This is a genomic window from Candidatus Nitrosacidococcus sp. I8 (assembly GCF_945836005.1).
Classification (GTDB): domain Bacteria; phylum Pseudomonadota; class Gammaproteobacteria; order Nitrosococcales; family Nitrosococcaceae; genus Nitrosacidococcus.
In genome coordinates, this window is record NZ_OX241534.1 from 1,316,795 (window position 1) to 1,336,466 (window position 19,672).

At 36.9% G+C, this 19,672-nt stretch carries 21 protein-coding genes; 7 read left to right on the top strand and 14 right to left on the bottom strand.

What is annotated here, in order from left to right:
* Positions 1 to 10: 10 nt before the first annotated feature.
* The 5 genes from OOL07_RS06530 to OOL07_RS06550 are packed head-to-tail and all read right to left on the bottom strand — an operon-like array spanning position 11 to position 5,352.
* On the bottom strand, positions 11 to 1,261 hold the full coding sequence (locus OOL07_RS06530) for a cysteine desulfurase (protein ID WP_264695743.1): 1,251 nt from the start codon (positions 1,259 to 1,261) through the stop codon (positions 11 to 13).
* Between the two features lie 16 nt (positions 1,262 to 1,277).
* Positions 1,278 to 2,603 (bottom strand): Fe-S cluster assembly protein SufD, encoded by a 1,326-nt coding sequence (gene sufD / locus OOL07_RS06535; RefSeq protein WP_264695744.1) that lies wholly within the window; start codon positions 2,601 to 2,603, stop codon positions 1,278 to 1,280.
* A gap of 13 nt (positions 2,604 to 2,616) precedes the next feature.
* Complete coding sequence (sufC, locus tag OOL07_RS06540; protein WP_264695745.1) at positions 2,617 to 3,375, bottom strand: Fe-S cluster assembly ATPase SufC; 759 nt, start codon at positions 3,373 to 3,375, stop codon at positions 2,617 to 2,619.
* Positions 3,376 to 3,407: 32 nt separating this feature from the next.
* Positions 3,408 to 4,856, bottom strand: a complete 1,449-nt coding sequence (gene sufB, locus OOL07_RS06545; protein WP_264695746.1) for a Fe-S cluster assembly protein SufB — start codon at positions 4,854 to 4,856, stop codon at positions 3,408 to 3,410.
* 40 nt (positions 4,857 to 4,896) lie between these two features.
* Positions 4,897 to 5,352 (bottom strand): SUF system Fe-S cluster assembly regulator, encoded by a 456-nt coding sequence (locus OOL07_RS06550; RefSeq protein ID WP_264695747.1) that lies wholly within the window; start codon positions 5,350 to 5,352, stop codon positions 4,897 to 4,899.
* Between the two features lie 191 nt (positions 5,353 to 5,543).
* On the opposite strand from OOL07_RS06550, the gene rpe reads away from it, so the two are divergent.
* The 3 genes from rpe (at position 5,544) to trpE (ending at position 8,477) form a co-directional block, all read left to right on the top strand.
* Entirely contained in the window at positions 5,544 to 6,215 is a 672-nt protein-coding gene (gene rpe / locus OOL07_RS06555) for a ribulose-phosphate 3-epimerase (RefSeq protein ID WP_413774107.1), read from the top strand.
* Positions 6,216 to 6,254: 39 nt separating this feature from the next.
* On the top strand, positions 6,255 to 6,929 hold the full coding sequence (locus OOL07_RS06560; protein ID WP_264695748.1) for a phosphoglycolate phosphatase: 675 nt from the start codon (positions 6,255 to 6,257) through the stop codon (positions 6,927 to 6,929).
* A gap of 66 nt (positions 6,930 to 6,995) precedes the next feature.
* On the top strand, positions 6,996 to 8,477 hold the full coding sequence (gene trpE, locus OOL07_RS06565) for an anthranilate synthase component I (RefSeq protein WP_264695749.1): 1,482 nt from the start codon (positions 6,996 to 6,998) through the stop codon (positions 8,475 to 8,477).
* On the opposite strand, the gene OOL07_RS06570 is transcribed toward trpE, so the two are convergent.
* The gene (locus OOL07_RS06570) at positions 8,474 to 9,706 is read right to left on the bottom strand and encodes an MFS transporter (protein WP_264695750.1); all 1,233 of its coding nucleotides are present in this window, start codon (positions 9,704 to 9,706) and stop codon (positions 8,474 to 8,476) included. The genes trpE and OOL07_RS06570 overlap by 4 nt on opposite strands.
* A 94-nt stretch (positions 9,707 to 9,800) precedes the next feature.
* Between OOL07_RS06570 and OOL07_RS06575 the strand changes: the two genes are divergently transcribed.
* From OOL07_RS06575 to trpC, 3 genes are read left to right on the top strand one after another with little or no spacing between them, the layout of a single operon-like run.
* Complete coding sequence (locus OOL07_RS06575) at positions 9,801 to 10,388, top strand: anthranilate synthase component II (protein WP_264695751.1); 588 nt, start codon at positions 9,801 to 9,803, stop codon at positions 10,386 to 10,388.
* Positions 10,389 to 10,402: 14 nt separating this feature from the next.
* A complete protein-coding gene (gene trpD / locus OOL07_RS06580; RefSeq protein WP_264695752.1) occupies positions 10,403 to 11,428 on the top strand; it encodes an anthranilate phosphoribosyltransferase in 1,026 nt (341 codons plus the stop codon).
* Between the two features lie 5 nt (positions 11,429 to 11,433).
* Positions 11,434 to 12,243 (top strand): indole-3-glycerol phosphate synthase TrpC, encoded by an 810-nt coding sequence (trpC, locus tag OOL07_RS06585; protein WP_264695753.1) that lies wholly within the window; start codon positions 11,434 to 11,436, stop codon positions 12,241 to 12,243.
* Positions 12,244 to 12,250: 7 nt separating this feature from the next.
* Here the strand turns inward: trpC and OOL07_RS06590 are convergent, their stop codons facing one another.
* The 6 genes from OOL07_RS06590 to OOL07_RS06615 all read right to left on the bottom strand — a co-directional run bounded on the left by OOL07_RS06590 (position 12,251) and on the right by OOL07_RS06615 (position 16,945).
* A complete protein-coding gene (locus tag OOL07_RS06590) occupies positions 12,251 to 12,694 on the bottom strand; it encodes a hypothetical protein (RefSeq protein WP_264695754.1) in 444 nt (147 codons plus the stop codon).
* Between the two features lie 40 nt (positions 12,695 to 12,734).
* Entirely contained in the window at positions 12,735 to 13,211 is a 477-nt protein-coding gene (locus tag OOL07_RS06595) for a hypothetical protein (protein ID WP_264695755.1), read from the bottom strand.
* Positions 13,212 to 13,265: 54 nt separating this feature from the next.
* Positions 13,266 to 13,799 (bottom strand): hypothetical protein, encoded by a 534-nt coding sequence (locus tag OOL07_RS06600; protein ID WP_264695757.1) that lies wholly within the window; start codon positions 13,797 to 13,799, stop codon positions 13,266 to 13,268.
* Positions 13,800 to 13,963: 164 nt separating this feature from the next.
* Positions 13,964 to 15,220, bottom strand: a complete 1,257-nt coding sequence (gene amoB / locus OOL07_RS06605) for a bacterial ammonia monooxygenase, subunit AmoB (RefSeq protein ID WP_264695759.1) — start codon at positions 15,218 to 15,220, stop codon at positions 13,964 to 13,966.
* 53 nt (positions 15,221 to 15,273) lie between these two features.
* Positions 15,274 to 16,035 (bottom strand): methane monooxygenase/ammonia monooxygenase subunit A, encoded by a 762-nt coding sequence (amoA, locus tag OOL07_RS06610; RefSeq protein ID WP_264695760.1) that lies wholly within the window; start codon positions 16,033 to 16,035, stop codon positions 15,274 to 15,276.
* A 124-nt stretch (positions 16,036 to 16,159) separates the two neighbouring features.
* Positions 16,160 to 16,945 carry a methane monooxygenase/ammonia monooxygenase subunit C gene (locus OOL07_RS06615; RefSeq protein WP_264695761.1) on the bottom strand — a complete coding sequence of 262 codons (786 nt, stop codon included), beginning with the start codon at positions 16,943 to 16,945 and terminating at the stop codon, positions 16,160 to 16,162.
* 279 nt (positions 16,946 to 17,224) lie between these two features.
* Between OOL07_RS06615 and serB the strand changes: the two genes are divergently transcribed.
* Positions 17,225 to 18,070, top strand: a complete 846-nt coding sequence (serB, locus tag OOL07_RS06620; protein WP_264695762.1) for a phosphoserine phosphatase SerB — start codon at positions 17,225 to 17,227, stop codon at positions 18,068 to 18,070.
* A 418-nt stretch (positions 18,071 to 18,488) separates the two neighbouring features.
* Here serB and rimI read toward each other — a convergent pair whose 3' ends face one another.
* A complete protein-coding gene (gene rimI, locus OOL07_RS06625; protein ID WP_264695763.1) occupies positions 18,489 to 18,911 on the bottom strand; it encodes a ribosomal protein S18-alanine N-acetyltransferase in 423 nt (140 codons plus the stop codon).
* A gap of 72 nt (positions 18,912 to 18,983) precedes the next feature.
* Entirely contained in the window at positions 18,984 to 19,670 is a 687-nt protein-coding gene (locus tag OOL07_RS06630) for a uracil-DNA glycosylase (protein WP_264695764.1), read from the bottom strand.
* Between the last annotated feature and the right edge of the window lie 2 nt (positions 19,671 to 19,672).

The following is a 19,672-nucleotide window of genomic DNA, read 5'->3' on the forward strand; positions in this document are numbered from 1 at the left end:
ATTTATCCAATTATCCTAATAGCTTTTGAAGATGTTTAATTCCAGAGACTAAGGAATCAATTTCTGATTTAGTATTGTAAAATGCAAGGGAAGCCCTCGCAGTTGCAGGAACTGTAAAGTGATCCATAATAGGCTGAGCACAGTGATGACCTGTGCGAATTGCAATTCCTTCATGATCTAAAATGGTGCCAATGTCATGAGGATGAATTTTTTCTAGAATAAAAGAAAGTACGCCTACTTTATGCTGAGCCGTGCCGATCAGGCGCAAAGTTGGAATTTCACTAAGTACTCTTATTGCATAAGCTAAAAGCTCTTGCTCATAGGAATCAATGGTTTCCATACCAATATCACTTAGATAGTCAATAGCAGCCCCAAGACCAATTGCGCCTGCAATATGCGGTGTTCCTGCTTCAAATTTATAGGGAAGATCATTATAAATAGTTTTATCGAAGCTTACAGATAAAATCATATCTCCTCCTCCTTGATAGGGAGGCATCGCTTCTAAATGTTCTTTCTTACCATACAGAATTCCTATTCCTGTAGGACCACACATTTTATGGGCAGAGAAAGTATAAAAATCACAGTTAAGATTCTGTACATCTACAGGAAGATGAGGGATTGCTTGGGCACCATCAAGAATAACAGGAGTGCCGTTATGATGGGATAATTCAATAATCTTTTTTACTGGATTAATTGTACCTAACGCATTAGATACATGGGTAATAGCTACAATGGAGGTTTTAGGGGATAAGAGTGCTTCAAACTGATCTAATAGTAGCTCTCCAGACTCATTGATTGGTGCCACTTTTAATATTGCACCTGTTTGCTCACATAAAATTTGCCAAGGTACTAGATTAGAGTGATGCTCCATATAGGAGATTAAAATTTCATCTCCTGGTTTTAAACGGCTACGACCAAAAGTTTGAGCAACTAAATTAATCGCTTCTGTAGTGCTACGAACAAAAATAATTTCTTCTCTATAAGCTGCATTAATAAAGTGTTTTACCTTATCTCTTGCTTCTTCATATGCTTTAGTAGATCGCTCACTTAATTGATGTACAGCACGATGAATATTTCCATTATCTTGACGGTAATAATGATCAATGGCTTCTATTACCTGTCTTGGTTTTTGCATTGTAGCTGCATTGTCCAAGTACACAAGAGGTTTACCATAAATTTCTTGATGGAGAATAGGGAAATCAGAACGTATTCTTTCTACATCAAATTGAAATGGATTTGGTTTTGCTTTTGTCATCGTCATAGCTAATTCTTTTACCCTATTTATCCAGAAGAAATTGAGCATTTATCTGGCTTTTAATATGCTCACGAATTGAGATAAAGGGAATTTTATCTACTAACTCTTCACTAAACGCAGCAATCAGTAGTTGATAGGCAAGCTCTTCAGGGATGCCTCGAGCACGAAGATAAAAAATTTGGTTTTTATCGAGCTGCCCTGCGGTTGCTCCATGAGCACATTTCACATCATCTGCATAAATTTCAAGCTCTGGTTTGGTATCTATTTCCGAATCTTTAGATAGGAGGAGATTATGATTAGCTTGTTGGGCATCTACTTTTTGAGCATTAGGGCGTACTACTACCCGGCCATTAAATACAGCTCGAGATTTATCATGAAGTACTCCTTTATAGTATTCTTTGCTTGTGGTATGCGACTGTTCATGGCTAATTTGGGTATGATTATCTACATGACGAGTTCCATTGAGTAGATATAGTCCATCTAGAGTCGTATGAGCTCCTTGACCTGCAAGTACACTATGAATATCAGTACGGGCTAGCTGCCCACCTAGAGCAATATTCTGAGAGATAAATTGAGAATCTTCTTGTTGTTGTACTTTTATATTAGAGATATGAAAGCTCTGCTTGGATTCTTCTTGGAGCTTAATATGTTCAAGTTTAGCACCTCTACCTAAAAGGGCATGAGTCACTGTATTAGTAAAATACACATTCTCATCTAGCCCTATATAGTGTTCAATAATAGAGAGCTCGCTTTCTGGTTCAAGAATAATAAGATTACGAAGATGGGTTGCAACTGCTCTTTTTTGATTACTTGTAATAAATAAAAGGTGAACCGGCTTTGATACTACTGTTTTTATAGGTAAATAGAAATAAGCACCTTCGGTAAGAAAAGCGGTATTCAGTGCAGTGAAAGATTGGTCACCATCTATCCTGGTGAGCATTCCCCGTATTTTTTCTTCTTGGCTATTTAATCCGTGAGATAAGCTATCTATCACTACCCCTAGAGGTAGCTCTTTAATATTAGAGAGCTCAGAGATGAAATATCCATCTAAAAACACTAAATGAAAAAAAGAATCTTTTTCAAAAAAATACTGCTGATACCTACTGATTTGTTCTAATGGGGATAAGGTAGGAGAGGCAGAAGTGAATTGAGATTCGGCTAAATGACGTACTGAGGTATATTTCCAATTTTCTTCTTTAGTTGTGGGTAATCCATGGGAGGTAAAATTATCTAAAGCTTTATGCCGTAATTTTTGAAGCCAATCTAATTGGGTTCCTCCTAGTAAATCAGGCTCTAAATTAGAGTGACTATCTAGATAAGTTTTCCAAGTTTCTGTAATTAAGCTCATACTGAAATTGCTCTTAATGGTACTCACTATTTTGCTCAATAACCCAACCGTAACCCTTTTCTTCTAGTTCTAAAGCAAGATCTTTTTTGCCGGATTTTATTATCTTTCCTTGATAAAGCACATGGACATAATCAGGTACAATATAATCTAAGAGACGTTGATAATGGGTCACAAGCACAATTCCTCGTTCTGGATTTCTTAGGGCATTGATTCCATCTGAAACAATTTTGAGTGCATCAATATCTAGACCAGAATCGGTTTCATCTAAAATAGCAAGGGTAGGCTCTAAAATAGCCATTTGTAATATTTCATTACGTTTTTTCTCTCCCCCCGAAAATCCTTCATTGACTGCTCGTTGAAGGAAAGTTTCATCCATTTTTACAAGTTTCATTTTTTCCCGAACAAAGGCTAAAAAATCAATAGCATCTAGCTCTTTTAACCCTTGGTGTTTACGAATACTATTGAGTGCAGTTCTGAGCAAATATACATTGCTAACCCCAGGGATCTCAACTGGATACTGAAACCCTAAAAAAACCCCTTCACAAGCTCGATTTTCAGGTACCAAATCTAGTAAATTTTTATCCTTATAGGAAACCTCTCCGTCAGTTACCTCATAACCCTCCTTCCCTGCTAAGATACTGGCAAGAGTACTTTTTCCAGATCCATTAGGTCCCATAATAGCGTGCACTTCTCCTGCACCAATGTGCAAATTAATACCTTTTAAGATGGGCTTTTCACCGATACTAGCGTGTAAATTTTTAATCGTTAGCATACTAATCTCTTAATAATCTTTAAATCCTACTATCAACCCACAGCACCTTCTAGACTAACACTCATTAGATTTTGAGCTTCTACAGCAAATTCCATAGGCAATTCTTTGAAGACTTGCTTACAAAATCCGTTGACAATCATAGAAACTGCATCTTCAGGGGAAATACCTCTTTGTTGGCAATAGAAGAGCTGATCTTCACTAATTTTAGAAGTGGATGCTTCATGCTCAATTTGAGCTGAAGGGTGCTTTACTTCAATATAGGGAAAAGTATGTGCACCACAAGTACTACCCAAAAGTAAAGAATCACATTGGGTGTAATTACGAGCACCTTCTGCAGTAGGAGCTACCCGGACTAAGCCTCGGTAAGTATTTTGCCCTTTGCCTGCAGAGATTCCTTTTGAGATAATAGTGCTGCGACTATTCTTACCAATATGAATCATTTTTGTTCCTGTATCTGCCTGTTGAAAATTGTTAGTTAAGGCAACGGAATAAAACTCTCCTACAGAATTATCTCCCTGTAAAATAACACTGGGGTATTTCCAAGTAATAGCCGATCCTGTTTCTACCTGAGTCCAAGAAATTTTAGAATTTTTTCCTCGGCAAGCACCACGCTTCGTTACAAAGTTATAAATACCCCCTCGACCTTTTTCATCCCCAGGGTACCAATTTTGAACGGTAGAATATTTGATTTGAGCATTATCCAATGCAACCAGCTCCACTACTGCGGCATGAAGCTGATTTTCATCCCGCATTGGTGCGGTACAGCCTTCTAGGTAACTTACATAGGCACCTTCGTCTGCAATAATAAGAGTTCGCTCAAATTGTCCAGTTTGGGCCGCATTAATTCTAAAATAAGTAGATAATTCCATAGGGCAACGTACCCCTTTGGGTACGTAAACAAAGGATCCATCACTGAATACTGCTGAATTTAGAGCAGCATAAAAATTATCTCGGGTAGGCACTACGCTGCCCAAATATTTTTTTACCAGATCAGGATGTTCTCTAACTGCTTCTGAGAAGGGGCAAAAAATAACACCGGCTTCTCCTAGCTTCTTTTTAAAAGTAGTGGCAACAGAAACGCTATCAAATACTGCATCTACTGCAACGCCAGCTAGTTTTGCTCGTTCATGAAGAGGAACCCCTAATTTTTCATAAGTTTTAAGTAGCTCTGGATCCACCTCATCTAAACTTTTAGGTGCATTTTTTTTAGGTTTTGGGGCAGAGTAGTAAATAATATCTTGATAATTTATTGGTGAATAATGCACGTGAGCCCAATCAGGATGGTCCATTTTTAGCCAATCCCGATAGGCATTAAGACGCCACTCTAGCATGAATGCAGGTTCATTCTTTTTAGCAGAAAGTGTACGGATAACATCTTCGTTTAATCCAGGAGGAAGTGACTCCGATTCAATATCAGTAATAAAACCTGCACTATACTGCCGATTAGTAAAATCTTCTGCTTTTAAAATTGCACTTGACATTATTTTATTCCTAATAAAATCAACTTTTATCTATAAAAACTTAATTAATACTGAGTTGATCGCTTAATAAATAGGGACTGACTGGATGTTCTTTTACTGGCTGAACCATATCAGATAATTTAACTTTAGAGAGGGACTCATAAATAGCTCGATTAATATATTTCCAATGAGTCCGAGTAGTACAGTAAGACTCTTGCTTACACGCCCCTGGTGTGTTAATACAACTGGTCAATCCAACAGGTCCTTCAAATATGGTAATAATCTCTATTATGGAAATTTCTGTTGGTGACTTAGCTAAATGATAGCCTCCTTGTACCCCTCGAGTAGAAGTAAGTAGCCGTGCTCGAGTAAGCTGTTTTAAAATTTTACTTACCGTAGGTAGCGGTATTCCTATTTGGGAGGCTAAATCAGCTGTAGTGCATTGCTCACTAGGATCCATTGCTAAGTGAGTCATTACTACAATACTGTAATCAGCCATTTTACTCATACGCAACATATGAAATTTCCAATCCTAATTTAGGACTATTGTAGTCCTATTTAAGCTTAAAACAAGTATTTTTAATGAATCTATACTTTAGTTTATGAAAGATTTTAAAAAAATTAAGCTGAAAAATAGAGAGGGATCAGGTAAAGTAAGGGTATTTCAATATAATTTGACTAAGAAAATATTTAAGAATATAGATAACTATGCCCAATTATAAAATTGCTCCCTCTATATTATCTGCAGATTTTGCTCGTCTTGGAGATGATGTACATGCTGTGCTCAAAGCAGGTGCTGATATCGTACACTTCGACGTGATGGATAACCACTATGTGCCTAATTTAACAATAGGTCCTTTAGTATGTAAAGCACTCAGAGATTATGGAATTACTGCTGAAATCGATGTGCACTTAATGGTAAAACCTGTAGATCGGATTATTCCTGATTTTGCAAAAGCAGGGGCAAATTATATTACTTTCCACCCCGAAGGATCAGAACATATCGACCGAAGCCTACAGCTCATTCATGACCATGATTGTAAAGCGGGTCTAGTTTTTAATCCTGCCACCTCTTTAGATCATTTAAAGTATGTGTTGGATAAAGTAGATATGATATTAATTATGTCTGTAAATCCAGGTTTTGGAGGGCAATCTTTCATCCCTGCGGCACTAGATAAACTTAGAGAAGCACAAAAAATTATTAAGGAAAGTGGTCGCCCTATCCGCCTTGAAATTGATGGGGGAGTAAAGGTAGATAATATTCGAGAAATAGCAGAGGCAGGTGCAGATACCTTTGTAGCAGGATCAGCAATTTTTCAAAGTAAAGATTATAAAACCACCATTGATGAAATGCGATCAGAGCTCGCTAAAGTTAAGTGAATGGTTTGATTAAATTAGTAATGCCTAGAGAGTTAAGAAATGCTTAAAAAGCCTACAATGATCGTCATGGATATAGATGGTACTTTAGTAGATAGTGTGCCTGATCTTGCCTATTGTACTGATGTTATGCTAAATCAGGTTGGATTGCCTTCCCGGGGAGAAGAAAAAGTGCGCCAGTGGGTAGGTAATGGTGTAGAGCGGCTAATTAAGCGAGCATTAATAGATGATCTGGAAGGAGAACCAGATAAAGATTTATATCAAAAGGCAGAGCCAATTTTCCTTGATTTATATCAAGAAAATACGAGTAAACGAAGTCACTTGTATCCTGGAGTCAAAGAAGGACTCATATGGTTGAAATCCCAGGGGTATCGATTAGGCAGTATTACTAATAAAGCAGCCCAATTTACCCATCCTTTACTCCAAGATTTAGGAATTAAAGATTATTTTGAGATTGTGATAAGCGGTGATACGCTTCCTCAAAAAAAACCCCATCCCGCTCAACTACTCCATGCAGCTCAATTTTTTAATACTGCTCCAGAGAATTCTCTTATGGTAGGTGATTCTATTAGTGATGTAAAAGCAGCAAGGGCTGCAGGGTTTCAGATCGTCTGTTTAAGTTATGGCTATAACCATGGGCAAGATATTCGAGATAGTCGTCCGGATGCAGTGATTGATTCTTTAGTTGAAATTCAAAATTTACTTCACGCTACTTAAATACTTTAGTCTGATTTAATTAATAGATCTGCTCAGAAGGTGCTTAACCAATTCTACTACAAAACAATGGATGTTCCCTCTTTTGAACACCTCGTTTCTCAGGGTTATAACTATATTCCCCTTGTTCGGGAAGTATTGGCAGACTTAGATACTCCTTTAAGTATTTATCTTAAGCTTGCTCAAGGTCCTTATTCATACTTATTGGAGTCTATGCATGGGAATGAGAAGTGGAGTCGATACTCATTTATTGGTCTTCCTTGTCGTACAGTAATTAAAGTACAGCATCATGGTATTACGGTTGAGACTAACCGGAAAATTGTAGAGACCTATGATACCCATGATCCTCTTACTTGGATAGAAAATTTTAAACTACGATTCAAAGTACCAGAAATCAGCGGATTGCCAAGATTTACAGGTGGTTTAGTGGGATATTTTGGTTATGATACAATTCGCTATATTGAGCCTAAATTAGCTTATTGGAATAAATCTAATACATTAGAAACGCCTGATATTTTTTTACTTCTTTCCGAAGAACTCGTTATTTTTGATAATTTAAGCAATAAGCTCTATTTAATCGTATATGTTGATCCTGAGAATTATTCGCAAGGGGTGCAACGGTTAAGTGTATTAGAAAACGCTCTTTATAAACCTCTTTTAGATAATTATCTACCTCAATCTGATTCTTCTACATCTACCCCTATAAGTGAGCATAATTTTATTTCTGAATTTACAGAAACTAAATTTAAAGAGGCTGTCACAAAAGCTCGCCAATATATTATAGATGGGGATATGATGCAGGTAGTTTTATCCCAGCGACTTTCAGTCAACTTTAGGGCACCGCCACTAAATTTGTATCGATCATTGCGATACCTTAACCCTTCCCCATACATGTATTATTTTAATTTTGATGAATTCTATGTAGTAGGATCATCTCCAGAAATACTAGTACGGATTGAAGAAGGTAAAGTTTCAGTACGCCCTATCGCTGGAACTCGGCGAAGAGGAAAAGATGAAAGCGAGGATCTTGCTTTAGAGCAAGAATTAATGGCAGATCCCAAAGAACTTGCCGAACACCAAATGCTGATTGATTTAGGGAGAAATGATATAGGACGAATTGCTGAAGTAGGTAGTATTAAAGTGACTGAAAAAATGGCAATTGAGCGCTATTCTCATGTAATGCATATCGTCTCTAATGTGATTGGGCAAATTAAAACTGATTTCTCTACTATGGATGTGATACGTGCTACTTTCCCAGCTGGCACTGTTTCAGGTGCACCTAAAATCAGAGCGATGGAAGTAATTGATGAACTAGAGCCGACAAAGCGGGGGATTTATGCAGGTGCGGTAGGATATCTGGCTTGGTCAGATAATATGGATATGGCGATTGCTATTCGCACAGGTGTAATTAAAAACAACACATTATACATTCAAGCAGGAGCTGGAATTGTCTACGACTCTATCCCGCAGTATGAATGGAATGAAACAATGAATAAGGGGCGAGCTATGTTTCAGGCAGCTATATTAGCTGATCAATCTAATAAGCATTAAACATTTTCTATAGTTTCTTGTATTTCTTCCATATCATCTTCACTTAATTCTTGTTGTTTAATATCTGGTAAAAATCCAGCAAATAATCCTAGGGCAGGAAGATAAGAGCAAACATGAAAAACAAAATCAATCCCTTTTAAATCAGCTAGCCCACCAAGAGCTGCTGCACCTAATCCACTAATACCAAAAGCAAAACCAAAAAATATCCCAGAGATGGTTCCTATTCGGTGAGGAATAAGTTCTTGACCATAAACTACAATGGTGGAGAAAGCCGATGAAATAATTAATCCAATCAATATCGTTAATACTTTAGTCCAATAGAGATTGGCATAGGGTAAGATTAAAGTAAATGGGAGCACCCCTAGGATCGATACCCAAATAACCCACTTTCGACCAAATTTATCTCCTACTGGCCCTCCAACTAAGGTACCGACAGCTACAGAGGCAAGAAATATAAATAAATATACTTGTGCTTCTTGGACCGAAACATGAAATTTATGAATCATATAGAAGGTATAGTAACTACTCAAACTTACTGTATATAAAAACTTTGAAAACATAAGTATACAAAGAGCAGACAGTGCTATTTTTATCTGTTTAGGAGATACTAAAAAGACAGTAGTATTTTTATATTTTTGTTTTATGGTGCAATTATGTTTATACCAATGACCAATTTTCCATAAAATTATCATTCCTAAAAGTGCAGCAAGAGAGAACCAACTCAGACTACCCTGCCCTCTAGATAAAACAATGAAAGCAGCAAGTAGTGGTCCAATCGCTGTACCTAGATTACCGCCTACTTGAAAAAGGGATTGTGCTAGCCCGTGATGCCCTCCAGAGGCCATTCTGGCAATTCGTGAAGCATCTGGATGAAATACTGCTGATCCAAGACCAATACAAGATGCACCAATTAAGAGAGATAGGTAACTTGTAGAAGATGCAAGAAGCAATAAACCTAATAAAGTAGCACTCATTCCAGCAAATAAAATATAAGGTAGAGGTCGTTTATCCGTATAAAATCCAATTAAAGGCTGGAGGATAGATGCTGTCATCTGAAATGACATAGTCAGCATCCCAATTTGGCTAAAGCTAAGGTGATAGTTTTCTTTTAACATTGGATAAATTGCAGCTAATAGGGATTGCATCATATCATTTAGAAAGTGACAGAAACTAAGCCCTATCAGGATAATAAAAGCTATCTGCTGGGTGTCTTTGGTTTTTTGATTCAAAATAAATAATTCTAATTAAGAAAAACGTTTGTAGTATATACCTTTAGTTATAATATAATCTGTTACTATTTAGTATAGTAGTCTACTTATAACTATGTTGTTAATGATCGATAACTACGACTCTTTTACTTATAATCTAGTACAGTATTTAGGTGAGCTAGGAGAAGAAGTAAAGGTTTTTCGCAATGATCAGATAAATACTGCAGATATTGAGCAAATATCCCCTACTCGCATTATTATTTCTCCCGGTCCTTGTACTCCGAATGAAGCTGGCGTTTCCTTAAATGTTATTCAGCACTTTGCCGGTAAAATCCCTATTCTTGGTGTTTGTTTAGGCCATCAATGTATCGGTCAAGCTTTTGGGGGTAATATTATTCATGCAAAAACAATCATGCATGGTAAAACTTCACAAATTCACCATGTAGACAAAGGCGTGTTTTTAGGTCTCTGTAGCCCATTTGAGGCAACCAGATATCATTCCTTAGTTATTGAGCAATCTAGTCTGCCTTCATGTTTAGAAGTTACTGCTTGGACCCAAACAAGTAATGGGAGCGTAGAGGAAATTATGGGGGTAAAGCATAAATATCTCCCCATCGAAGGAGTACAATTCCATCCTGAATCGATCCTTACTCAGTATGGTCATGATTTGCTCTTAAATTTTCTTAAACAAAACACGCTCTAAACTAAATTTATAAGATGGATATGCAAAGTGCACTTAGGAAGGTTACTTTAGGAAATCATCTATCTTATGAAGAAATGATATCTGCTATAGATTTAATCATGTCAGGGCAAGCTACTCAAGCACAAATAAGTGCTCTACTTACCAGTCTTCATATGAAAGGAGAAACTATTGAAGAAATAGCAGGTGCTGTTACCGCAATCCGCAGATTTTCTACACCTATCCAGATCAATAGCCCCTATCTGGTAGATACCTGTGGTACAGGTGGGGATCATGCTAATACTTTTAATATCTCAACGGCAGGTATTTTTGTAGTAGCAGCAGCAGGTGGTCAAGTAATAAAACATGGCAATCGCTCTTCCTCCAGCAAATGCGGAAGTGCTGATGTTCTTGAAGCGATGGGTGTTAAACTTGAGCAAACCCCAGATGAGATTATCTCTTATATACAAAAGACTGGGATTGGATTTATATTTGCCCCTCTCTATCATAGTGCAATGAAGCACTGTGCAGCAGTAAGAAAGGAAATAGGTATTCGTACTTTATTTAATCTCATTGGACCACTTGTAAATCCAGCAAATCCGCCCAATCAGGTGATTGGCGTTTTTAATAAAAAATGGCTTGATATTTTTGCTCAAGCACTAAAACGGTTAGGAAGTCACCATGTACTGATAATACACTCTGAAGATGGATTAGATGAAATTAGTATAAGTGCTCCTACCTATGTTACTGAACTGAAAGATAATATTATTAGAAATTATACTATTACCCCAGAACAGTTTAATTTCAAGAGCTCTCCTATTGACGAGCTAACTGTTCAGAATACACAAGAAAGTGTAGCTATTATAAAATCGGTATTAGCTAACCAACCCGGTGCGGCTCGTGATATTGTAGCTTTAAATGCAGGGGCAGCTATTTACGCAGCTAATTTAGCTTCTTCCTTAGAAGAAGGTATTAAAAATGCGTTACAAATAATTTCATCGGGTAAAGCTCAAAGAAAATTCGATGATTTTATTAAATACACTAATGATATTTATCCTAGGTAGCCAAAATGAGTAGTCATACACCAAATATTCTAAAAAAAATCTTATGGCGAAAAGCGGAAGAGATAACAGAGCGTGCTGAAAAAATCTCAATGAGAGAATTAAGCCAAAAAATAGAACATGCACCTTCAGTTCGAGGATTTAAAGCAGCAATAAAGCAAAAATTAGATACTAACCAAACAGCAATTATTGCAGAAATTAAAAAAGCATCACCAAGCAAAGGAATATTACGAAATAATTTTTCACCTAATCTTATTGCTCAAAGCTATGAAAAAGGGGGGGCTACTTGCTTATCGGTATTAACCGATCATGATTTTTTTCAGGGGAACGAAGAATACCTTCGCCTCGCTCGAGAGGTCTGCCAACTTCCTATCTTGAGAAAAGACTTTATTATAGATCCCTATCAAGTATACGAATCCAGAGTAATAGGTGCCGATTGTATCTTACTAATAGTGGCTGCTTTAGGAGATGCACTTATGAAAGAGTTAAGCCAACTTGCTGAGCATTTAGATATGGATGTACTTATTGAGGTACATAACCATGAAGAGCTTGAGCGTGCACTAGAATTAAATCCTAAAATGATAGGCATTAATAATCGCAATCTAATTAGTTTTGAAACTACATTAGAAACCACGATTAATCTAAAACCTAAGATCCCAGATCATTGCCTAGTTGTTTCCGAGAGCGGCATTTATTCTCGTAATGATATTAAGAAATTAAACCAGGTTGGGGTAGATATTTTTCTTATCGGTGAATCTTTTATGGTTGCAGAAGATCCAGGGGTAGCACTCACGGAGCTACTTTATAAACCTAATTAAGATTAGTCTATTTCAGAGTATTTGATCGAGATAGTCGCCAAACATATATACATACTAAGATTAGTACAGCTGAAACAACTAACCCACCTATATCTGCTGAACTGAAAACTTTTGCGATGGATCCTTCATGGATTGCCGTAAAGCTAATTTTTATTAATGTAGCCACCAACGCAGCTAGGAAAAAATAAAATGATTTTTTACGATGCAAGTATAGCAGCATAGCAGCAATAAAAACAAAAGAATTTACTATAAACGTTAAGCCAACATCTTGCCATAGAATATGATCTACCATACCTTGCTGCTGCTCTATAGCAGAGGATGTTTTCGTACTAATGAGCATAAAAAAATAATTCATTAATGACCCACTGGAGACAATAGCAAAAAAAATTGATGTGACGATTACCCCTGTATTATAATCTCCTGGTCGTCTATGAGAGTCGTTTACATCCATAACTATATCCTCAATTAAGCCTATCTCTTACAATATCTTTTTATTCTTTTTTAAGAAAGATTAAAGTTTCTGGTCTATTAAAAAAGCCATCATAATCCCCATCCACATTATAATCTTCCTTCAGCGTAAGTTTGTTACCTTCCAGAGAAGAAAACACTGCATGATCATTACTACTAGGATGCATTCTTAATTGCGTCCATGTATCGTTGCTTTTATTATATCTTCTATGGCCATAAGAATCTGCCGTCCACTGCATATAACCTTCAGTCATTGACACTCTACCAACTTCTCGAGATATTTCAATCCAGTCAGTAGTATCATCTTCTTTTATTAATTTTTTATACCATGAATACTGATAAGTACCCTCTGATAAAGTAAGTAAAACTCTATTTTTTTCTATTTGATCCTTGCTACCTTTTATTTCAAAAGTAGATTCCCATGTACCTGCCAGGTCATACTTTACAATTTTAGTATCCTCAGATGGCTGGCAGGCTATTAGGAGCGCTAAGAATAGCACATATACCGGCAGTAGAAGAAAATTCTTCACAAGAAAATAACTATGACTAGTTTTTTACGCAGCAGGCATCATTTTTCTTTTCCGCTCTTCATACCAAAAGATAGAGCCGATAAAAATAGCACAGGATATTCCAGAGATAATCCAAGCTTTAGTGTGTAACCCTTTTCCCACATGGAGCTCCATTTCATGATCGTGCTGATGATCACCATCATACAGCGTTACTCTAACCTTATATATTCCCGTTTCTAAAGTAGGAAAAAGATTTATTACCCCACGAGGGTATTTTTCTGCAGGTCTCTCTGCAATGACTTTGCCTGCTGGATCAAGTAATTGAACAGCAATTTTGTGTTGCCGTAATTCTTCTCCTTCTAAATCAAAAACTAGTACTGCATTGCCTGTCATAGGCAACTCATGACACATAGGCTCATTACCAACAGTTTCTGGCTCATAAGCTGAGAAATGTACCTTAAAATCATCAATAAGCATAGCGCATCTATCTGAATCCATACCACCACCACCATGGGCAAACGCAGGCGTATGGCTCAATAAGACTAATGCTGCGAAATAGCTAAAAAGTATCTTCTTCACCGAGCAACCTCCTTTTTAGTCTTTATTTATTAGCACATGTAATAACTGTTAAATAAATAAACGAGCCAGCCTCCTAATATTATTACTTAGAAGCTGGCTCGCCTTAAGAAAACCTTCTATAAATACAATATATTATTGATCTACAGAATACCTTCTATCACTAATTAAGCGAAGCTTGGGATCAATGGTGATCCAACTTCGACTGGGATTCTTCTTCCCTCTGGGTCTACGAAGAACAGTAAACCACCAAACCGGCTATCTGGGTCATAAATGACATCAGAAAGTCGTTGTACTTCCCAAGCAGCATCGGTGCCTACAACCTCAACAACTACTGTTTCACCAGGAGCAACATCTTGCTGGCTAACTTCTAAACCTTCTGGGGCAAGTAGTTCTTCTGGATAACCAGTATCATCTACAATTACATTAGGATTTAAGAAGCGTACACCACCTGTTTCAAACTCACCGATAGACATTACTTTATCTGTATGGTTAGTAATTTCTACTTTAAACTTAATTGTTCTTCCAGGTACACGATAGCCTGCAGTTGTAATTTTTGCAGTGATTGGATCCTTACCATAAGGAGGAGTCAATGGCTTAATATCCTGTAGTAATCCGGATTGTAATGGGATTGTAATTGGAAATTCAGACTCTGTAGCTTGAAACCCATACATGATCACAACAAGAGTGCCTACTAAGAGTGCAGTTGCAGCTTTAGTATCTGTAGCTGTGAAAAGCTCATCCTCAGGTACTCCATCTTCCAACTTCATATGGCGTACTAAGAATAAAGGACGACGCGCCCAGTAGAAAATCCAGAGAACACCAATAAGATACCAAAATCCATGCCAGCCAACAACCTTACTCATTCCAGTATCTTCTAGATCTAGAGTTCTTCCAGTAAGAGTTGTAATTTCATCTTTGAAATTAGCTTCGTTACCGGTTATTGTTACCCATTTTCCAGGACCAATAAGAGGGCCACCGCCTTGGATATTCATCATGGCATGAACGTGCCAATTACCAACGCGACGAGCTTTAAGCTCTACTCTAAAACTATAATCTCCACCTAGCTCAAGACCTACAGAGCGAGGAACAAAGATATCGTTAATATAAGATCCAGTCCGAATAAAAACAGGTCCAGGTTGGCCAATATTTAAGAAAGATACTCTAGGTAAATCCACAGCTTCTGGCCACTCGCTAAAAGTATGGAATTTTCCAGTAAGCTCATAGTTTTGACCTATTTCAACTGTATCTTTGGACCATTTTAAATCATACCAGTGGATTGTCCGCATCCGAAGGAATGCAGCCTGGGATCTTTCGCCATGAGCTGCTGCTATTGGTACATAGCAGGTACCTGCTAGTATTGCAGCAGCAGTACCCATTAGTAGCCATTTTTTCGTTTGATTTATCACATCTGTACTTTTCATATTCGCTACTCTCCTAGTTAGCTTTTGATTATATTGTCCTTTTAAGCTTTGACTTAGATGCTCTCAGTATAATAGCTTCTGCTGAACCAACGACCTGCCATATACCAACCAAAATACATACAGATAGAAACAAACCCAGAGAAAAAAGCGGATACAGGGACTACGTCTTCACCAAAAGATCTTAGCGTACCTTTCTCAACCATGCGGATATACTCAGGATTACCAGTACGTACATAATGGAAACCCATAACGTCTGCTACAGACATAACCAACCCATTTACATCAACAGGCTCATGGAATTGCCCGATAATAGGCCAGTTGGCTGGATACATTAATAGCCCATAACTCATTCCCCCAACAACTGCAGCTAACACAAAGCTTTTAGCAAGAGCTAATGAAGCATCTAAAATTAAAGCCATTGGCAGTAATACAGTAGGTTGTACAAAATGAACTGGGAAATAAGTGAATAAATGGAAATTAAAATAGCGATTAATCCATTCAGCTAGTATTAGCCCTAAGGTTACAAAAGTAGCACCAAAAGGAAGGCGGAACTTCTCCCACATAAAAGCCTGCATAGCGGCAGGATAACAAACTGCTACAATCGGGGCAATAGTTACCCAAAAGCGACGATCTTTCCAATCAAGCCAAAAATCCCAATCTCCAGCTAGGAGCATATAGTGCACGTGAAATGAAGCTAGAAAGATAAAAAAGAAAGCACCTAAAGCTAAAATATCCATAGTTCTAGAGACTTTAGCAGCTTCTTCTGGCGAGTATACCGCGGAACCTGCTCCGGTTCCTACTCTTCCTGTTGCCATTTTAACTCTCCTATAAAATATACTTTTTAATAAAAAGCGGCTACTATCTTAAAAGCTAATATCTAGTAAGATCGCAGCCGCTATAAATTAAGTCCTTAACTTAATGACTTATTATTCTCGTATCTTAGCGAACGTACTCTTCACTTTGTGAAAGTTCTCTACCGATAAGTTCACGAACACGTGGTAGTACTTGCATGGTTACACCGAACATGGCAAGAATAAACCAAGCAAAGAATACAAAGCCCCAGTGTAATGGTGCTACAAAAAGTTCTTCCATAAACCAGAAAGTATGACCCCACTCATTTAGTCCTACATTTGGGAAAATCATGAAAGGACCAAGAATAAGCATTAAATAAGATACAGACCAACCTCTGGAAAGGTTAAAGTAAGGAATACGAGTTACTGCATAAGCATAAGATCCTATACCAAACATAACGTAGATAGGATAGCTCATATAGAACTCAAGGATGTGACTTGGAGTGAAATCAGTATCGCGAATAACGGTTTGATGCCAAGCACCATCTTGTTCAGTAAAGAAGCTAGCACCCCAGAATAAACCAACACCATAAATTACCCACCAGCAATATAGGGAGCAATAACGGCGTAATTCTTCACGAGGGTGAAGACTATCTGGATCCCGCTCGCGGGTTTTCCACATATAGGTCACTAGTGCAAAAAGGGATGTAAACTCTAGAACTAGCTCGACGTATAGTAATCTCATCCAGTACTTATCAAATGCTGGATCAAATGAATCTAATCCATACTCCCAGCCAGCCCATCCTTCATAAAGACGTACACAAATGTAAAAAGCAAAGATAGCAGCGGTAGCAAGCCACATATTTCCCATAGGAAATAAAGGAGCTTCTTCTACTACTGCACCTCGTGCTACAGCTCTACTAGTTGCAGCCATGATGATATAACCTCCTATTCGACTGAACTGTATTTAGTAGGTCGGCTAGCAATTTATTAAGATCGCTATAACCCCCTACCCCTCTTATCTTCCCTCATCTAGGTAAATATAACTCCTAGCAGGAAGTATATAAAACCCTCTGTATAAAGCAGTGTAGCACTACAACAATAGGAGTCAAGATATCTTGAGTATAAACTTTATATCCTATTGAAAATAACATATTATTTCGTAATAAAATTGTATTTTTATACTCTTTAGAGAGGAAAATCTCACTAAATTATGACTAAAATTATTCTACAGGGAATTGGGCTTACTTCAGATTCTGCACAGAAAATAGCAGAAAAATACGACATGGCACTCAATATTAAAAATAGTTATTATCAATTACATAAAAATATACAAATATCTAGTTTTAATCATGATGACTTAAACAATCTAAGGGTTACTTATCCTTTTGATATTAATCTACTTCCCCATAATTACAATCCTAACCAAATCAAGCTTTTTATTTCTGATATGGATTCTACATTAATCAATGTAGAGTGCATTGATGAGATTGCCGATTATGTTGGAAAAAAAAAAGAAGTAAGTAAAATTACAGAATCAGCGATGCGAGGAGAGTTGGATTTTAAAGACTCTCTAACTCAACGAGTTAGATTATTAGCTGGAGTTTCTGAGTATATCCTTCAAAAAATATATGAAACTAGAATAAGGCTTAATCCTGGCGGTAGAGAATTATTATCTGTTCTAAAACAAAAAAATATTAGGATAGCTCTCGTTTCCGGAGGATTTACTTATTTTACTGATCTGCTAAAACAAAAATATGACTTGAATTTTACTTTAGCAAATACATTAGAAATCAAGAATGGTAAATTAACTGGAGAAGTAACTCCCCCTATTGTGGATGCAACTACTAAAGCTCAATTTCTACTCTATTTATGTAAAGAGCTTCAAATAGAAACTAGCCAAGTCATCGCAATCGGAGATGGGGCAAATGATTTAGAAATGTTAAAAACAGCAGGTCTAGGAATTGCTTATCATGCAAAGGAGAAGGTACAAAAAAGTGCACAGATTGTACTAAATCATTGCAGCTTAGATGGGGTTTTACCTTTTATAGGTTATTAAAACCTGAATTTAGGAGCAAGCATAATAAAGGAAGTACATAACTAGTAGGTAAAAGTGCCTAGTTTATCTATGCACTTCCTCATTTTTACATATTAAAGCAAATTAACTAACAAAATTAATCTTTCATTAACCATTGAGCGAAGTAATAAATACCTACAACAACAGCTACTGTAACAACCAAGCCAATAGGGGTAAACATCATGTTAGTTAACTTTAAAATTGCACCCATTTTTATCTCCTTTTATGTAAAATTTATATAGATAACATTCTGTGTTATCTTTAAAACACCAGTTGATCATTTAAGGCTATAAGGTTATAGCAAATTATTTTTTTAAACAAGCTAGTCTTAAAAATTTATTTCCCAACCCTAATATAGAAATAGTAAATAAAATAATTATAGATTTTACTTAACCTCTCCTTATAGAGATAATCCTAGTAAAAATGCATCTTCCCGTCCTTTTCTAGCAGGATAATACCCTTTTCTAATTCCTATTTCATTAAAACCAAACTTATAATACAAGGATAAAGCCCGATGGTTAGAGGGGCGTACTTCAAGAAAAACTACCTGAGCACTTAGTGTTTTAGAGATCTTTAAAAGATGTGCAAGTATATAATGCCCACATCCTTGATGTTGATAGTCTGGATGTACACAGATATTGAGTATATGAGCTTCTCCTACCCGTACGGAAACTATGCCATAGCCGTATATTTTTTTATCCCGCTCATATACCCATGCTTCATATCCAGCATATAAACAATCTGCAAAAGTATGATATGTCCATGGAAAAGCACAAGCAGTTTTTTCAATCATAACTACAGCATCTAAATCCTCATCTTGCATTGGTCTCGGAGAGAAGCCACGTAATTTTTTTAAGAAATCCCTAAACAATGTAGTTACTTAAATTAATAATGATTAATTACCTAATTCTAATTTTTTAAAGGTATTTAATGCAAATTGTAAATCTTGCCAAGCATCAGCCTTTTTTGAGGGGGATCGAAGTAAATACGCAGGATGATAAGTAATAACTAACGGAACGTTTGTATTTGGATATCGATGAACTTGATTACGTAACTTTCCTAGAGCTTCCGAAGTATTTAATAAATTTTGAGCAGCAATTCTCCCTAGAGCTAAAATAAGCAGAGGGTTCAATAAAGCAATTTGGTTTTCAAGATGGGACTTACATTGCATTATCTCTTCAGGAGCAGGGTCCCGATTATTTGGAGGGCGACATTTTAAGATATTAGTGATATAAATTTGAGAGCGCTGTAATCCTAGAGCTTTAAACATCTCATTAAGAAGCTGACCAGCACGACCTACAAAAGGCTCACCTTGTTTATCCTCATCAGCGCCAGGAGCCTCTCCTATAATAAGCCACTTTGCTTTTTTATCCCCTGTGCCAAAAACGGTTTGAATACGGGTTTTATATAAAGAACAAGCGGTGCAATTACTTACCTTTAAAGCAAGTTTTTCCCATCCATTTTTTGAAGGATTTTTTTTTTCTATTTCCCTTCTCTCTGATTTTAAGGTATCTAAAAATTTACGGCGTTGCCAAAGGGTAACTCCCATGGCATTTAGATAATGCAAATGGGACATCTTCATAA

Excerpts from the sequence above, each read along its gene's own strand:
- OOL07_RS06530 (WP_264695743.1), bottom strand. The coding sequence starts at position 1,261 with ATGACGATGACAAAAGCAAAACCAAATCCATTTCAATTTGATGTAGAA.
- sufD (WP_264695744.1), bottom strand. The coding sequence starts at position 2,603 with ATGAGCTTAATTACAGAAACTTGGAAAACTTATCTAGATAGTCACTCT.
- sufC (WP_264695745.1), bottom strand. The coding sequence starts at position 3,375 with ATGCTAACGATTAAAAATTTACACGCTAGTATCGGTGAAAAGCCCATC.
- sufB (WP_264695746.1), bottom strand. The coding sequence starts at position 4,856 with ATGTCAAGTGCAATTTTAAAAGCAGAAGATTTTACTAATCGGCAGTAT.
- OOL07_RS06550 (WP_264695747.1), bottom strand. The coding sequence starts at position 5,352 with ATGTTGCGTATGAGTAAAATGGCTGATTACAGTATTGTAGTAATGACT.
- rpe (WP_413774107.1), top strand. The coding sequence starts at position 5,544 with ATGCCCAATTATAAAATTGCTCCCTCTATATTATCTGCAGATTTTGCT.
- OOL07_RS06560 (WP_264695748.1), top strand. The coding sequence starts at position 6,255 with ATGCTTAAAAAGCCTACAATGATCGTCATGGATATAGATGGTACTTTA.
- trpE (WP_264695749.1), top strand. The coding sequence starts at position 6,996 with ATGGATGTTCCCTCTTTTGAACACCTCGTTTCTCAGGGTTATAACTAT.
- OOL07_RS06575 (WP_264695751.1), top strand. The coding sequence starts at position 9,801 with ATGTTGTTAATGATCGATAACTACGACTCTTTTACTTATAATCTAGTA.
- trpD (WP_264695752.1), top strand. The coding sequence starts at position 10,403 with ATGGATATGCAAAGTGCACTTAGGAAGGTTACTTTAGGAAATCATCTA.
- trpC (WP_264695753.1), top strand. The coding sequence starts at position 11,434 with ATGAGTAGTCATACACCAAATATTCTAAAAAAAATCTTATGGCGAAAA.
- OOL07_RS06590 (WP_264695754.1), bottom strand. The coding sequence starts at position 12,694 with ATGGATGTAAACGACTCTCATAGACGACCAGGAGATTATAATACAGGG.
- amoB (WP_264695759.1), bottom strand. The coding sequence starts at position 15,220 with ATGAAAAGTACAGATGTGATAAATCAAACGAAAAAATGGCTACTAATG.
- amoA (WP_264695760.1), bottom strand. The coding sequence starts at position 16,035 with ATGGCAACAGGAAGAGTAGGAACCGGAGCAGGTTCCGCGGTATACTCG.
- OOL07_RS06615 (WP_264695761.1), bottom strand. The coding sequence starts at position 16,945 with ATGGCTGCAACTAGTAGAGCTGTAGCACGAGGTGCAGTAGTAGAAGAA.
- serB (WP_264695762.1), top strand. The coding sequence starts at position 17,225 with ATGACTAAAATTATTCTACAGGGAATTGGGCTTACTTCAGATTCTGCA.
- rimI (WP_264695763.1), bottom strand. The coding sequence starts at position 18,911 with ATGCAAGATGAGGATTTAGATGCTGTAGTTATGATTGAAAAAACTGCT.
- OOL07_RS06630 (WP_264695764.1), bottom strand. The coding sequence starts at position 19,670 with ATGAAGATGTCCCATTTGCATTATCTAAATGCCATGGGAGTTACCCTT.